Source organism: Streptococcus sp. SM5, from assembly GCF_027497975.1.
The window spans coordinates 1-15,625 of record NZ_JAJNSC010000017.1; the positions used below are offsets into that span (position 1 = coordinate 1).

The 15,625-nt window shown below is 39.8% G+C and carries 12 protein-coding genes; 8 read left to right on the plus strand and 4 right to left on the minus strand.

The window, feature by feature from the left end:
* Both PAN07_RS12295 and PAN07_RS17465 read right to left on the minus strand, forming a co-directional pair.
* On the minus strand, positions 1-5,803 hold a 5,803-nt coding region (locus PAN07_RS12295; RefSeq protein ID WP_346658459.1), incomplete at its 3' end, for a GEVED domain-containing protein.
* Positions 5,804-5,913: 110 nt separating this feature from the next.
* Positions 5,914-6,429: a YSIRK-type signal peptide-containing protein gene (locus PAN07_RS17465; RefSeq protein ID WP_346658460.1), complete on the minus strand. Its 516-nt coding sequence runs from the start codon at positions 6,427-6,429 to the stop codon at positions 5,914-5,916.
* Between the two features lie 620 nt (positions 6,430-7,049).
* On the opposite strand from PAN07_RS17465, the gene PAN07_RS12300 reads away from it, so the two are divergent.
* Entirely contained in the window at positions 7,050-7,679 is a 630-nt protein-coding gene (locus PAN07_RS12300) for an MBL fold metallo-hydrolase (RefSeq protein WP_042750483.1), read from the plus strand.
* Positions 7,680-7,784: 105 nt separating this feature from the next.
* Here PAN07_RS12300 and PAN07_RS12305 read toward each other — a convergent pair whose 3' ends face one another.
* Together PAN07_RS12305 and pepO are read right to left on the minus strand one after the other, a co-directional pair.
* A complete protein-coding gene (locus PAN07_RS12305) occupies positions 7,785-8,549 on the minus strand; it encodes a hypothetical protein (RefSeq protein WP_265472569.1) in 765 nt (254 codons plus the stop codon).
* Positions 8,550-8,608: 59 nt separating this feature from the next.
* Positions 8,609-10,501: an endopeptidase PepO gene (pepO, locus tag PAN07_RS12310; protein ID WP_269797995.1), complete on the minus strand. Its 1,893-nt coding sequence runs from the start codon at positions 10,499-10,501 to the stop codon at positions 8,609-8,611.
* A 180-nt stretch (positions 10,502-10,681) separates the two neighbouring features.
* Between pepO and PAN07_RS12315 the strand changes: the two genes are divergently transcribed.
* The 7 genes from PAN07_RS12315 to PAN07_RS12340 all read left to right on the plus strand — a co-directional run bounded on the left by PAN07_RS12315 (position 10,682) and on the right by PAN07_RS12340 (position 15,497).
* On the plus strand, positions 10,682-11,404 hold the full coding sequence (locus tag PAN07_RS12315; RefSeq protein WP_000619162.1) for a metal ABC transporter ATP-binding protein: 723 nt from the start codon (positions 10,682-10,684) through the stop codon (positions 11,402-11,404).
* Positions 11,401-12,249, plus strand: a complete 849-nt coding sequence (locus PAN07_RS12320; RefSeq protein ID WP_004263061.1) for a metal ABC transporter permease — start codon at positions 11,401-11,403, stop codon at positions 12,247-12,249. Before PAN07_RS12315 ends, PAN07_RS12320 begins: the two co-directional genes overlap by 4 nt.
* Positions 12,250-12,280: 31 nt before the next feature.
* On the plus strand, positions 12,281-13,210 hold the full coding sequence (gene psaA / locus PAN07_RS12325; protein WP_033682181.1) for a metal ABC transporter substrate-binding lipoprotein/adhesin PsaA: 930 nt from the start codon (positions 12,281-12,283) through the stop codon (positions 13,208-13,210).
* Positions 13,211-13,446: 236 nt separating this feature from the next.
* Positions 13,447-13,941: a thiol peroxidase gene (gene tpx / locus PAN07_RS12330; protein ID WP_033682328.1), complete on the plus strand. Its 495-nt coding sequence runs from the start codon at positions 13,447-13,449 to the stop codon at positions 13,939-13,941.
* 78 nt (positions 13,942-14,019) lie between these two features.
* Positions 14,020-14,670 (plus strand): metal-dependent transcriptional regulator, encoded by a 651-nt coding sequence (locus PAN07_RS12335; RefSeq protein WP_004263083.1) that lies wholly within the window; start codon positions 14,020-14,022, stop codon positions 14,668-14,670.
* Positions 14,651-14,833, plus strand: a complete 183-nt coding sequence (locus PAN07_RS17470) for a hypothetical protein (protein WP_042898761.1) — start codon at positions 14,651-14,653, stop codon at positions 14,831-14,833. The genes PAN07_RS12335 and PAN07_RS17470 overlap by 20 nt, the downstream gene beginning before the upstream one ends.
* On the plus strand, positions 14,790-15,497 hold the full coding sequence (locus tag PAN07_RS12340) for a nicotinamide mononucleotide transporter (RefSeq protein WP_180364271.1): 708 nt from the start codon (positions 14,790-14,792) through the stop codon (positions 15,495-15,497). Before PAN07_RS17470 ends, PAN07_RS12340 begins: the two co-directional genes overlap by 44 nt.
* The last annotated feature ends 128 nt before the right edge of the window (positions 15,498-15,625 follow it).

Below are 15,625 nucleotides of genomic sequence, written 5' to 3' on the forward strand. Positions count from 1 at the left end.
ATGTCTTAACTTTTTCGTAGACGTGCTCTGTATCTCCATTTGGAAGTTTCTTAGTTTCTACGAAGCGGTAACCTGGAATATCTTTCTTAGGTTGTTCGCCATCTTCACTTGGATTTCCTGGAATTTCGTTTCCTTCTTTATCCTTGAATGATGTCTTAACTTTTTCGTAGACGTGCTCTGTATCTCCATTTGGAAGTTTCTTAGTTTCTACGAAGCGGTAACCTGGAATATCTTTCTTAGGTTGTTCGCCATCTTCACTTGGATTTCCTGGAATTTCGTTTCCTTCTTTATCCTTGAATGATGTCTTAACTTTTTCGTAGATGTGTTTTGTATTTCCTTTTTCGTCTACTTCAGTTTTAACAATCTTGTATCCTGGGATATCTTTAGTTGGTTTAGTTCCATCTTCTGTTGGTGAAAGTGGGTTGCCATCTTTATCAACGAATGAAGTATCAGGACGAACTGTTGGAGTGTAAGTAGCTGTTACTGGTGTACCATTCTTATCTACACGTTTAACGGTTACGCCTGTTGCTTTACCTACGAAGTCAGGTTCTGGGGTGAAGGTTACTTTACCGTTTTCATCGATTGTGTATGTTCCTTCACCTGGTACTTTCTTCTCAGTTGTGCCATCGTCAAATGTTGGTTTAACAGTTTCATCGATTTCAACTGGAACTTCCTTACCGTTGATTGTAACTTTTCCACCTTCAAATGTTGGTGTGCCTTCTTGAGGTTGTCCTTTAGGACCTTCTGATTCAGAATCTTTTGAAGTTGGTGTTACTGGAACGACTACAGGAGTGTACTTAGCTGTGATTGGTGTGCCGTTCTTATCTACACGTTTAACAGTTACACCTGTTGCTTGACCAGTGAATGTTTTCTCTGGGGTGAAGGTTACTTTACCGTTCTCGTCGATTGTGTATGTTCCTTCGCCTGGTACTTTCTTCTCAGTTGTGCCATCTTCGAATGTTGGCTTAACAGTTTCGTCGATTTCTACAGTTTTTTCTTCACCATTTACAGTAACTTTTCCACCTTTAAATGTTGGTGTTCCTTCTTGAGTAGCACCTTGAACATTTGTAGTGATGACATCTGAACTTGTTGGTGTTGCTGGTTTCACAACTGGTGTGTAAGTAGCTTTAACTGGCGTGCCGTTCTTATCTTCGCGTTGAACTGTGACACCTGTTCCTTTACCTGTGAAGTTCTTTTCTGGGGTGAATGTAACTGTTCCATCTGGAGCTACTGTGTATGTTCCTTCACCTTCGATAGTTACTGAATCAACTGGATCTCCTGTTTTCGGATCTACCAATTTAGCTGGTTTATCTTCATCAATTTCAACAGTTTTTTCTTCACCATTTACAGTAACTTTTCCACCTTGGAATACTGGTTTGCCTGTTTGAGTTGAACCTTGGATATCTTCAGTTACTGCGTCTGTTCCTGTTGGTGTTGCTTTCTTAACAACTGGAGTGTATTTAGCTGTTACTGGTGTGCCGTTCTTATCTTCGCGTTGAACTGTAACACCTGTTCCTTTACCTGTGAAGTTCTTTTCTGGGGTGAAGGTTACTGTTCCATCTGGAGCTACTGTATATGTTCCTTCACCTTCGATAGTTACTGAATCAACTGGATTTCCTGTTTTTGGATCTACCAATTTAGCTAGTTTATCTTCATTGATTTCAACAGTTTTCTCTTTACCATCGATTGTTACTGTTCCACCCTTGAATTCAGGTTTACCTGTTTGAGTTGAACCTTGAATATTTTCAGTTACAGCATCTGTTCCTGTTGGTGTTACTGGTTTAACTTCCGGTGTGTATGTAGCTTTAGCTGGTGTGCCGTTCTTATCTTGACGAACTACCTCAACACCTTTGGCTACTCCTGTAAATTGTGGTTCTGGCTTGAATGTTACTGTTCCATCTGGAGCTACTGTGTATGTTCCTTCACCTTCTACAGTGACTGAATCAACTTGTTCTCCAGTTTTTGGATCTACCAATTTAGCTGGTACTGTATCGTCGATTTCAACAGTTTTCTCTTCACCGTTAACCATAGCTGTTCCACCTTGGAATACTGGTTTGCCTGTTTGAGTTGCACCTTGAACATCTACAGTTTTAGCTGGTTCTGCTGTTGGTGTTACAGGTACGATAGATGGAGTATAAGTTGTAGAAACTTTTGTTCCATTTGCGTCCTCTGCTTGAACATCAGCAGGTGTAACATTACCTGTGTAAGATTTATCTGTTGGTGTGAAGGTTACTTCACCTGTTGCTGGATCAATTGAGTAAGTACCTACTGGAGTTACTCCGTCCTCAGCATATGCTGGAGTTGTTTGACCAGCTGGAACTTCATTTCCTTCTTTATCAAGAAGCTTGTAAGAGTTCTCTTTGATTGGAGCAATAGTGTCTCCAGGAGCGAATGTTGGAGTTCCTTTTTGAGTTTCACCTTGGATAGCTTCTGATGTAGCCGGTTCTGCTGTTGGAACTACCGGAGTAATCTTCGGTGTGTAAGTTGTTTCTACAGCTGTACCATTCTTATCTTTAGCTTGAACTCGTACTGGTTGTACTTCACCTGAATATGTCTTATCTGTTGGTTCGAATACTGCAACAGCTTTTCCATCTACAGTTTTAAGAGTGTACTTACCAATTACGTTTCCTTCTGGATCTTTAGCTGGTACTTCAGTAGCTGGTTGTCCATCTTCACCTAGAAGTGTGTAAGTAGATGGATCGATTTCTACAGTTTTTTCTTCTCCAGCAATTGTAGTTTTTCCTGCTTCAAATGAAACTGGACTTTCTTGAGTCTTACCTTGAACATCTTCAGTTGTAGCTGGTGTTGCTGTTGGTGTTACTCCTACGATATTTGGAGTATAAGTTGTAGAAACTTTTGTTCCATTCTTATCTTCAGCTTGAACTTTAGCTGGTTGTACTGGTCCTGTGTAAGATTTGTCTGTTGGTGTGAAGGTTACTACACCTGTTGTTGGATCTACAGTGTATTCCCCAACTTTTTTACCACTTGGGTCTAGAGCATCTACTGGTCCATTTGCTTCTGTTCCATCTGGATTTAATAATTTTACAGAACCCTCTTTAATAGGTACTTCTGTATTTCCTTCTGTAAATGTTGGTTTACCTGTTTGAGTTTCACCTTGTACTCCTGTTGAAGTTGCTGGAGCTGCTGTTGGTTTAACAGGTGTTACAGTTGGAGTGTATTTTGCAGTAGCTGTTGCTGTTACAGGTTGACCATTTTTATCTTGACCTACTGGTGCTGTTAATGATACATCAATACCTTTAGCAGTTCCTGTAAATTGTGGTTCTGGAGTAAATGTTACCGCTCCAGTTGTTGGATCGATTGTATAAGTTCCTTCACCTTTTACAGTTACAGTTGTTTCATCAGTTGGTTTTCCAGTCGCTGGATCTACTAACTTAGCTGGGTATTGTGCACTTGGTGTTACTGCATCTGGCGCAGTTCCATCACCATCTTTATCTACGTCAATTGAGAATTTAGGTGTTTTCGTTTGTGGTTTCCCTTGGATATCTGTTGATTCTTCAGGTGTTCCAACGATTTGTTTTGGAGTTACAGTTGGAATGTAACGACCATCCATAGATCCTTTAGTTGCTAAGCCAGTTAGTTGAACTTGTTCACTGACTAATTCTAGTTGGTCTTTAGCTTCACCTGCACCACCGATGATTTGGCGACCTTCATTACCCCAACCAGTAGTGTTACCATTGATATCTGTACGACGAATCGTAATACCATCTGCTGTACCTACAAAGTTTGCTTCTGGGATAAATTCTACATCTACATTTGCACCGTTATCAGTAATCTTGTATTTACCTTGCCCTGGTACAACGTAGTATCCATCAACTAGGTCAGCATCTGTTACTAATGTACCATCTGGTTTAACGATTTGTGATTTAACAGTTGTATCTATTGCATTGTCTTTATCAAAATCATAGTTCTTTTGACCATATGCGTTGAATGCTACAGTAGATGTTTGAGTTGCACCTTGTACATCTGTTGTTTCTCTCTTAGTTCCACGTGGTGGAATTGTTTGTTGGATTTGGAAATCTTCTACTTCACCTGAGTAGGCAATACCAGTAGGAGCCTTGACATCTGCTTTATCGTATGCAATACGAAGACGTGTAGCTAATTTTGTTGCACTGGTATCCACATTTTGAACTGTGTTTGTCCAAGTAAGAGTAACCTTACCATCAGCAGTCACTTCTGTCACACCAGCGGCTTCATCTTCATCGAATTTTCCATTGTTGTTAAAGTCAATCCAACCGTTAACGTAAGCTTTAGCTTCTCCGTCTAGGTGGGCATCGAAAGTCATTGAGTAAGTTCCATCATTAACTTTTTTCAACTTATAGTTATCATTTGGAGCAACATCATCACCCATCAATTGACGAGCACCTTCATCAGCATTACCGATACCATTGATATCATCGTATACAAAGGCATTTGTTTTGTTAATTGGAGTTGTTCGAACATCAACGTCAGCCGGTACAGAACCTAGATATGGTTGGTGTTGACCGTCAGACTTAGAAATAGAGTGGGCTACACGACCGTATGAAGCTGGAGCATCCCCTTCATCTAGGACCATAAATCCTAGCATAGATCCTTGTTGACCTGCAGAAAAGATGTACATACCAATGTTTTTAGCATTACGCGTCATTACCAATGGAGTAGAGAAACCTGAATCACGGTGAGTTGAGACCGGTCCAAAAACTTGTGTCCCTAATCCATCTGTGTGATATTTACCATCTTCTGCTTTCATCGCAATAACAGTATCTGATGTCACAGTTGTATTGAAGAAGCCAGCTGCTTTATCCGCTTTGAATTTTTCAAAGGCTTCTTTCCCTGAACCATTAAGAGTATATTCTACCCCAAATTGTCTACGATAACCATCTTGCCCATGTCCGGCAGAAGGCAATGTTCTGTATTCATAAGTTTCTGCAGTATAAGAACGAGCAGTACTATATCTTGGTGTCGTATTTGATAATTCAGTTACTAATTCAAATCCATCTCCATCTGTTTTGTAGATTTCAACTTCTGACGAACCAGCTTCTTCCCCTGTTAAGAATACAACGTTGGCTGGAACTTCTGTTCCATTTAATGTAGCTTTAACTGAGAATTCTACCCCTACGTTAGCTCCATCTTTAACAGACTGGATAACCGTTTTACCTTTAGTATCCATTCCGTTTGTTTTCGCAACAGAGTAACCTCCTTGCTGTACTACTTTTAATTCAGCTGGATCCCCATTTTTATACTCATTAACAGCATTTGCATCATAACCTGCTCCACCACGTTTTTTGTACTCATCCGTTGAGTTGAATGGCGCTAATTTAGTAACTGTTAAGGTTACAACATAGCCTGGAGAAATTTCTTGTGTAAACTTAGTACCTACTTGAAGTTTACCATCTGGGTCAAGATTTTCAATTTTCGCTTTCGGATTTGAAATGTCAAACCACTTGATTTGTTTTGTCAGACGTTCTGTGTTCTTATCTGCATACTTCTTCCAGTGGTTGATTTGTTCTTCTTCTGATAGAGGTGGAGTCGTAACTGTATCAGCAATGTCTGCTAAGACTGCTGAAAACTTACCATCACGACCAATACCTGCATTTTTCAGCTCGTTGTATACTGCAAGGATTGACTCATTTAAACGTGCAAGTTGTGCTTCTACTTGCTCTTTTGTGACACTCTTATCAGCTAGAAGAGATTTTGTTTCAGCAAGAACTGTTTGGTTTTTAGCTACTGCCGCTTCAACAGCCGCTTTGTTTTCTTCCTTCACTTCCTTTTTAGAAAGTTCAGCAGTTGCTAATTTATTAGTCACTTCTGCTTCAGATGAAGCTTTGTCAAGTGCTGTTTTAGCTTCTGAAAGAGATTTTTCTGCTGGAGTAGCTTTCTTTTCAGCTTCAGCTTTAGCAGCTGCTTTTTCAGCTTCTAATTTTTCTGTTGACCCATAGCATCTGATTCAGCTACGGCTTGACCCAATGCTGAAAGTTTGTCAGCTAAAGTATTCACATCCAATTGACTTGCTTCTGGATTTGAAAGTGTTGCTTTAGCTGCAGCTAAAACTTCCTTAGCTGAGTTTACTACAGACGCATCTGCATTTTTAGCAGATGCTAATTTCATTTCTAAAGTAGCAACATTCGCTTCAAGAGCTGCTTTATTTGCTTTCTTAGCTTCCTGTACTTTAACTTCAGGTTTTGCTTCTTCTACTTTAGTTTCTGGCTTCACGGCTTCCTTTTCTTTATTAGAATCCGCTTGATTTGCTGGGGCAGTAGTTGCCGCTACTGATGCTTCTGCACCTTGAACTTCCGTTGCTGATACCGCACCATTTCCAAGAAACATCAAACCAGCTGCAACTGCTACTGATGCTGCTCCAAAGCTATATTTCCGGATACCATAACGGATGTACTTTTCTACTCTATAATCTTGTTGTTGCTTGCCTTTCATTTAGACCCACAACCTCCTTTTTTTATTTTGATGTCGATTTACAAGTTATTGATATCGCAAACTCACATCTAACCTCAGATGAAAACAAAAGATGTTAGAAGTCATTTTCAATATCATAAAATTGTCTACAACATACAGCTTTATGATATCATATTTCCTAGTCTATGGCAAATAAAATGGCTTATTTTTTTATTCTAAATTTAAAATAAATATTTTCCAAAAACACAATAATTTTCTGACTATTTAACTTGTTTTGTTAGATATATCAAAGAGTTATAGGTTTCATACTATATTTTGTAGTTTTAATATATTAATTTAAATTAACTCTACATGTATATTTTGCTGTTCACAGACAAAAACTTGTCTCTACTGTAAGATACAATTTTTTTGATTCATTATCTATTTTTTCAATAATTTACTCTCCAGCTCATTAGATTTATTTTAAATTCCAGTCAATTAAAAACTCTAGCTAGTTCATAACTCTAAAAATAGCTATCTTTATTTTAGACAGAATGAAGTAGATAGCAAGTAACCTTCTATAAAGAAAAACTTTCTGTCTACTTTATTCCCCCTAACTGTGCTATACTTAATTTAGTACATTCTTTGAGATTGGAGCTAGTATGAAAATCCATAAAACTGTGAATCCTGTTGCCTATGAAAACACCTATTACCTGGAAGGTGAAAAATACCTCATCGTTGTCGACCCTGGTAGCCATTGGGAAGCTATTCGTCAGACAATAGAGAACATCAACAAACCTATCTGTGCTATTCTCTTGACCCACGCCCATTATGACCATATCATGAGTTTAGACCTAGTTCGCGAAACATTTGGTAATCCTCCTGTCTATATCGCAGAGAGTGAAGCCAGCTGGCTCTACACCCCTGTCGATAATCTCTCTGGGCTTCCTCGCCACGATGATATGGCAGATGTGGTCGCAAAACCTGCAGAGCACACCTTTGTCTTTCATGAAGAATACCAACTAGAGGAATTTCGTTTTACTGTCTTGCCAACTCCTGGTCACTCTATCGGTGGTGTTTCTATCGTCTTTCCTGATGCTCACCTAGTCTTAACAGGGGATGCTCTTTTCCGAGAAACAATCGGACGGACCGACCTTCCGACTGGTAGTATGGAGCAACTCCTTCATAGCATCCAGACCAAACTCTTCACCCTGCCAAACTATGACGTCTATCCAGGGCATGGTCCAGCTACTACTATTGCTCACGAAAAGACCTTCAATCCTTTTTTCTAGCTAGCAAAAAACCAAGGAATTTTTATCCTTGGTTTTTGTGTACTGCTATTCAATTCTCCATTCTTTGATTTTAGAATCTAGTCTAGTATTGAATTTCATCGAACATTAGTTAGCTGGCTCAAATTCTTTCCATTCAAATTTAGCTAAATCAAGTTCATTAGAAGAAATCTCTAAGATTTGCTCTGGTTTTTGATCACTACCAATTTGAAAAATACCTTCTTTAATCTTCTGTACTCCGTCTTTATCAAAAGCATACAAACTTAAGTTCATTTCTGGTCGTGTTGACTGCCAGTCTGCATATCTGACTTGACCGTTTTCATAAATAACTAAACTGGAACGAAAACCACCTGCAGAAGCTACATAAGCTGTATGAAGCAACTTGGGTTGTTTATTCTCTAAATAGTAAATGGCCCCTATATATTTTTTATCTCCAATAATCAATTCATCCTGACCATCCTTATTTAAATCAGCAAACACATAATGAAGACTAGCTGGTTTATCGTAGGTGCTTAGTGTAAAGATATAGCCATACTCTTCAGAAAAAATCTTGTTCTGTTTCAACTTTTCATACAAGGATTCTCGGTCGCCACTACTTAAAAGTGCCTGATAGTGATTGTACCGCTCTATTACTTCCTTGTACAAATCTTTTCCTGTTTCGCTTTTCGTTTCCATTGTTGTTGACGGCGTTGCCATTGAAGAACTTGTACTAGTTTGGCTCTCTGACTTCGTAGAGCTTTCCTTCTGTTCCTCTTTGGTAGAAGATGATTGTGTTGCCGAAGGTTCTATTTTTTCATCTTTTTTGTTTGCACCACAAGATGCTAAAACAAAAACAGTAAGAATAGCTGAAAATATCATTAAAAATTTCTTCATATTAACCTCTCTAACCCATCCTATACAGATTTACGGATTTTAGTATTAGATTCAATTCATTACCAAATAATCACGCGGTCTTCTGGTGAACGCCACATACCATCTCCTTCTTTGACATCATAGGTTGTAAAGAAATCATCGAAGTTTGGTACTTGCACATTGACACGGAGTTTGGCTGGTGCGTGCACATCGACACTAGCCAAAAGTTTCATAAATTCTGGACGACCTTTCATGCGCCAGATGCGACCGAAGTTGTAGAAAAATTCTTCTGCTGAGAAGTCTGGTTCTCTCTTGGCTGCTTCAAGCGCTGCAGCGATTCCTCCCAAGTCAGCCACGTTTTCTGATACAGTCAATTTACCGTTGATGGTTGCTCCATAAGAATCTTGTCCATCAAATTGGTCAATGACTTTTTGTGTTTTCTCCTTGAAGGCAGCATAGTCACTCTCTGTCCACCAATCCTTTAGGCTACCATTTTCATCAAAGGAAGCTCCATTGGTATCAAAGGCGTGGGAAATTTCATGGGCAATAACTGCTCCAATACCACCGTAGTTAGCAGAAGATGACTGATGCAAGTCATAGAAAGGTGCTTGTAAAATAGCCGCCGGGAAGACAATCAGGTTCTTCTGTGGATTGTAGTAGGCATTGACCATATGAGCAGGCATGCCCCACTCCTTGTAGTCTACAGGCTGATTCCACTTGCTCCAACTGTGTTTGATTTCCACACGCGCAAAGGCCAGAGCATTGTCAAAAAGACTAGCAGTCTCATCCACTACCTTGTCCTTATAGCGTTCTGGCAATTCTTCTGGGTAACCGATATAAGGCTTGATGACATTGAGTTTGACGATGGCCTTATCACGAGTTTCAGGAGTTAGCCAGTCATTTTTAGCCAAGCGTTCCTTATAGACATCAATCATGGTTGCCACTTTTTTCTCCACATCTGCCTTGGCCTCTGGAGAGAATTTTTCATGGGCATACCAGAGACCCAAGGCTTGTTTGAAAGGACCTTGTGCTAGCTGGTAGGCTGCCTTGACCTTATCTTTGGCTTCTGGAACTCCTGAAAGCGCACGGCTATAGGCACCTGATAGGACACGGATTTCTTCTGTTAAATAGCTGGTAGAGAGATTAACAACACTTAAAATTAAGGTTGCCTTGAGGAGAGGCCAAGCTTCTTCACTATAGAATTGGTCTGCTGCTTGCCAGAAACGTTCCTCGTCTACGATAACCTTGTCTGGTACTTGGCCAAGAATGGCTTGGAAGAAGTCATCCAAAGGTAGGGCAGGCGCAAATTTCTTGAAATCTTCGTAATCATATGGATGGTAGAGTTTAGCATATTCCGAACTTTCTTCATTAGAAAGCACCACTGCCGCAACTCGACGGTCCAATTCAAGTCTTTTCTCAAGCAAGTCTTCAATTTCTGCATCAGAGAAATCATAAGCCTTGAGGAGATTTGCGCTGGTTTCTTTCCAAAGAGTCAAAAGCTCTTCGCGCTGAGGATGGTCTTCTGCATAGTAGGTCGTATCTGGCAAAATCGTGCTTGGAGCGCTGGCCCATAGAACATTGATTCTTGCATCCATAAAGTCTGGCGATACACCAAAAGGAAGGAAGTTAGGTTTTCCTGCAAGCTCAAACTCTGCTAGTCTAGCTGTAAAATCCGCAAAAGTCTCCAATTCTTGGAATTCTTTAAGGAGTGGTAAGACAGGTGTGATACCGTCAGCTTCTCTCTTGTCAAAATCACGAACTAGGTGATGGTATTTGACAAAATTTTCTAAAATAGCATCCTCAGGCACTTCTTCTCCTGCCAACCACTTGTCTGTTGTCGCCAACATCAGGTCTTCAATTTCCTGGTCTAAATCAACAAAACCTCCCGTTTGAGACTTATCTGCTGGGATTTCAGCTGTTTTCTGCCATTCTCCATTGATAGCATCATAAAAATCATCTTGATAACGTGTCATCTTGTTCTCGCTTTCATTTTTTTAAGTTATTGCTAGCTTAACAAAAATTACCTGGGAATGCAATTAAAAATGAACTTTCCTTTTCTTTCATTTTTCAGTTATTATTTTAAATTTTTCAAAAATTAACTTGACTTAATTTTTTTTTTAAGGTATATTAAGAGTCAGGAGGAATACAACTGTATGATACGTATCGAAAACCTCAGTGTCTCCTACAAAGAAACGTTGGCACTTAAGGATATTTCACTAGTGCTCCAAGGACCAACAATTACAGGTATCATTGGTCCAAACGGTGCTGGAAAATCAACACTTTTAAAAGGTATGCTGGGAATTATCCCACATCAAGGTCAGGCATTTCTCGATGACAAGGAAGTAAAAAAATCCTTACACCGAATTGCCTATGTCGAACAAAAAATCAATATCGACTACAACTTTCCCATCAAGGTCAAGGAATGTGTCTCACTAGGACTATTTCCCTCTATTCCTCTCTTTCGTAGTTTAAATGCTAAACATTGGAAAAAAGTAGAGGAAGCCCTTGAAATCGTCGGTCTAGCTGACTACGCAGAACGGCAAATCAGTCAACTGTCTGGAGGTCAATTCCAGCGGGTATTGATTGCCAGATGTTTGGTTCAGGAAGCCGATTATATCCTCTTGGATGAACCTTTTGTTGGGATTGACTCTGTCAGTGAAGAAATCATCATGAATACGCTGAGAGATTTAAAAAAAGCTGGTAAGACGGTTCTCATCGTTCACCATGATCTCAGCAAGGTTTCCCACTACTTCGATCAAGTCTTACTTGTCAATCGAGAAGTGATTGCCTTTGGTCCGACCAAAGAAACCTTTACCGAAGCCAATCTCAAAGAAGCTTACGGTAATCGACTCTTTTTCAATGGAGGTGACCTATGATTGCAGAATTTATCGATGGATTGCAAAAATTCCATTTCTTACAAAATGCCTTGATAACAGCTATTGTCGTTGGGATCGTAGCTGGAGCTGTGGGATGTTTCATCATCCTACGCGGGATGTCACTTATGGGAGATGCCATTTCACATGCTGTCTTACCAGGTGTAGCCCTCTCCTTTATCTTGGGCCTTGACTTCTTTATCGGAGCCATTGTCTTTGGACTGCTAGCTGCTATCATCATTACCTACATCAAGGGAAACTCGATTATCAAAAGCGATACCGCCATCGGCATTACCTTTTCTTCTTTCTTAGCCCTCGGTATCATCTTGATTAGTGTCGCTAAAAGTTCAACTGACCTTTTCCATATCCTTTTTGGTAATATCCTAGCCGTCCAAGATACGGATATGTTTATTACTATGGGTGTTGGGGCAGTCATTCTCTTGTTAATCTGGATTTTCTTCAAGCAACTCTTGATCACTTCCTTTGATGAACTCTTGGCCAAGGCCATGGGAATGCCTGTCAATTTCTATCACTACCTTCTCATGGTACTCCTGACTCTCGTGTCTGTGACAGCCATGCAAAGTGTCGGAACTATCCTGATTGTAGCCATGCTGATTACCCCAGCTGCAACTGCTTATCTTTATGCTAATAGCCTGAAAAGCATGATTTTCCTTTCCTCAACCTTTGGAGCTACAGCTTCAGTTTTGGGACTCTTTATCGGTTATAGCTTTAACGTTGCGGCAGGTTCTAGTATCGTGCTTACAGCCGCTAGTTTCTTTCTCATTAGCTTCTTTATCGCTCCAAAACAACGATATTTGAAACTAAAAAATAAACATTTGTTAAAATAAGGGGTAAAGCCCCAATAAATTGGAGGATCTAATGAAAAAATTAGGTACATTGTTGGTTCTTTTTCTTTCCGCCATTGTTCTCGTAGCATGTGCTAGCGGAAAAAAAGATGCAGCTTCTGGTCAAAAACTAAAAGTTGTTGCTACAAACTCTATCATCGCTGATATTACTAAAAATATTGCTGGTGACAAGATTGATCTTCACAGTATCGTTCCTGTTGGTCAAGACCCACACGAATACGAACCACTACCTGAAGATGTTAAGAAAACTTCTCAAGCTGATTTGATTTTCTATAACGGTATCAACCTTGAAACAGGTGGCAATGCTTGGTTTACAAAATTGGTAGAAAATGCCAAGAAAACTGAAAACAAAGACTACTTTGCAGTCAGCGAAGGCGTTGATGTTATCTACCTTGAAGGCCAAAACGAAAAAGGCAAAGAAGACCCACACGCTTGGCTTAACCTTGAGAATGGAATGATTTTTGCTAAAAACATCGCCAAACAATTGAGCGCTAAAGACCCTAGCAACAAGGAATTCTACGAAAAAAATCTCAAAGAATATACTGATAAGCTAGACAAACTTGACAAGGAAGCTAAGGAGAAATTTAACAACATCCCTGCTGAGAAAAAACTCATTGTAACTAGTGAAGGATGTTTCAAATACTTCTCTAAAGCCTATGGTGTCCCAAGTGCCTATATCTGGGAAATCAACACTGAAGAAGAAGGAACACCTGACCAAATCAAGACCTTGGTTGAGAAACTTCGCCAAACAAAAACTCCTTCCCTCTTTGTAGAATCAAGTGTGGATGACCGTCCAATGAAAACTGTTTCTCAAGACACAAACATTCCAATCTATGCACAAATCTTTACTGACTCTATCGCAGAACAAGGTAAAGAAGGCGACAGCTACTACAACATGATGAAATACAATCTTGATAAGATTGCTGAAGGATTAGCAAAATAATACTCTTCGAAAATCTCTTCAAACCACGTCAGCTTTATCTGCAACCTCAAAGCGGTGCTTTGAGCAACCTGCGGCTAGCTTCCTAGTTTGCTCTTTGATTTTCATTAAGTATAAGCCTCTGAAAAACGTCATTCTTTTTCGAATTGGCGTTTTTTCTATTCCCATATTTCCGGTCAAATAATTGGAAAATTCTAGCTTTTTCAGCTAAAATGGAAGAAAAAAGATTGGAGTATCCTATGGTAACTTTCCTTGGAAATCCTGTTAGCTTTACAGGTAAACAACTACAAGTCGGCGACAAGGCACTTGATTTTTCACTCACTACAACAGATCTTTCTAAAAAATCTCTGGCTGATTTTGATGGAAAGAAAAAAGTCTTGAGTGTCGTGCCTTCTATCGATACAGGCATCTGCTCAACTCAAACGCGTCGTTTTAATGAAGAACTGGCTGGACTGGATAATACGGTTGTCTTGACTGTTTCCATGGACCTCCCTTTTGCCCAAAAACGTTGGTGTGGTGCTGAAGGTATTGAAAATGCCATCATGCTCTCAGACTATTTCGACCATTCCTTTGGACGTGATTATGCCCTCTTAATCAATGAGTGGCACTTATTGGCACGCGCAGTCTTTGTCCTCGATACTGACAATACTATTCGCTACGTTGAATACGTGGACAATATCAACTCTGAACCAAACTTCGAAGCCGCAATTGCAGCTGCTAAAGAACTAAATTAGAAGCCATTGTGGCAGATAGCTAGAGAAATCTAGCTTTTTTTGATATACTAGATAAAGATATTAGACAAGAGGAAACGAATGACCCCGAATAAAGAAGATTATCTAAAGTGTATTTATGAAATTGGCATAGATTTGCATAAGATTACCAACAAGGAAATTGCGGCTCGTATGCAAGTCTCTCCCCCTGCCGTAACTGAAATGATTAAACGGATGAAGAGCGAAAATCTCATCCTCAAGGACAAGGAATGCGGCTATCTACTAACTGACATCGGCCTCAAACTGGTCTCTGAGCTCTATCGTAAGCACCGTTTGATTGAAGTTTTTCTAGTCCATCATTTAGACTATACGAGTGACCAGATTCACGAGGAAGCTGAAGTCTTGGAACACACTGTCTCTGATTTATTCGTGGAGAGACTAGAAAAATTACTTGGATTCCCCAAGACCTGCCCTCACGGAGGAACTATTCCTGCCAAGGGAGAACTCTTAGTTGAAATCAATAACCTGCCACTAGCTGACATCAAGGAAGCTGGTGCCTACCGCCTGACTCGGGTGCACGATAGTTTTGACATTCTCCATTATCTGGACAAGCACTCACTTCACATCGGTGACCAACTCCAAGTCCAGCAGTTTGATGGCTTTAGCAATACCTTCACTATCCTCAGTAAAAACGAGGATTTACAAGTAAGTATGGACATTGCCAAACAACTCTATGTCGAAAAAATCGACTAATTTCTCAAGCACCCTACCAACCCTGAAAGTTTTATTTTCAGGGTTTTATTTCTATCATTTGATTTTACTTTCATTTAGTTGTAGAATATTTGTAAAAAAAAAGAAAGATAGTTTAACCTATGAAAAAATCACTAAAAATTTTTGCGACATCCAAATGGTTTGACCTCTTCGGGGTTGCTTTGGTCGTTGGGATTGCGATTGCATCTGGTTACCTCAACTCCCGCCTCGATAAATTTGTAGACTGGGGACCATGGACAGCACTTGTACCCTTTGGATTGATTTCCGTAACCAACGTTGGGATTTCCATGTTATCCACTCGTTTCACGGGAAAATTAAGCAAATGGGGAAATTACTTTGGTATTGTTAATACCATTTTGTCCGGTGCTATTGATTATATCCTTGGAAATAAGGCAGCTATCATTACCTATCCCGTCACCTTCCTCATTTATACCTTTGCTATTAAGAAATGGGAAGCTTCGCAAGAAGGCAGACCCAACCAAATGAGCCAAAAACAGGTAAAATTAGCGGCCATCATCATTTCAATCATCGCCTTCCTCTTTGCCTTTGCGACCAACTATATCGGCTATGGTGGCAAGATGAATCTCCTTGCCTACGTAACAACTATTGCCTTTGCACTGTCCCTCATTGCCAATGCTTTTAACGCATTGAAACTAACAACACAGTGGGGCTTCTGGTTGATTTACAATTTCGTTCAGCTGACAAAAGCTGGTATTCAAGGAAACTTTGCCAATATCGGAAAATACATCTTTTATATCCTCAATGCAATCGGAGCTTTATTTGTCTGGAATGATGAAGAAGTTAGGTAATAGAAGAAAACTTAAATAAAAAAACAAGTCGACTTAAGAGAATCTCCCTTCTGCTATTTTTATCATTTCACTTGTAACTCCCATTCTTTTGGAGTAGAATGAAGCTAGATAAAAGAGGGAGGTCATCT

Coding starts and splice junctions, on each gene's coding strand:
- PAN07_RS17465 (WP_346658460.1), bottom strand. CDS start 6,429: ATGAAAGGCAAGCAACAACAAGATTATAGAGTAGAAAAGTACATCCGT.
- PAN07_RS12300 (WP_042750483.1), top strand. CDS start 7,050: ATGAAAATCCATAAAACTGTGAATCCTGTTGCCTATGAAAACACCTAT.
- PAN07_RS12305 (WP_265472569.1), bottom strand. CDS start 8,549: ATGAAGAAATTTTTAATGATATTTTCAGCTATTCTTACTGTTTTTGTT.
- pepO (WP_269797995.1), bottom strand. CDS start 10,501: ATGACACGTTATCAAGATGATTTTTATGATGCTATCAATGGAGAATGG.
- PAN07_RS12315 (WP_000619162.1), top strand. CDS start 10,682: ATGATACGTATCGAAAACCTCAGTGTCTCCTACAAAGAAACGTTGGCA.
- PAN07_RS12320 (WP_004263061.1), top strand. CDS start 11,401: ATGATTGCAGAATTTATCGATGGATTGCAAAAATTCCATTTCTTACAA.
- psaA (WP_033682181.1), top strand. CDS start 12,281: ATGAAAAAATTAGGTACATTGTTGGTTCTTTTTCTTTCCGCCATTGTT.
- tpx (WP_033682328.1), top strand. CDS start 13,447: ATGGTAACTTTCCTTGGAAATCCTGTTAGCTTTACAGGTAAACAACTA.
- PAN07_RS12335 (WP_004263083.1), top strand. CDS start 14,020: ATGACCCCGAATAAAGAAGATTATCTAAAGTGTATTTATGAAATTGGC.
- PAN07_RS17470 (WP_042898761.1), top strand. CDS start 14,651: ATGTCGAAAAAATCGACTAATTTCTCAAGCACCCTACCAACCCTGAAA.
- PAN07_RS12340 (WP_180364271.1), top strand. CDS start 14,790: ATGAAAAAATCACTAAAAATTTTTGCGACATCCAAATGGTTTGACCTC.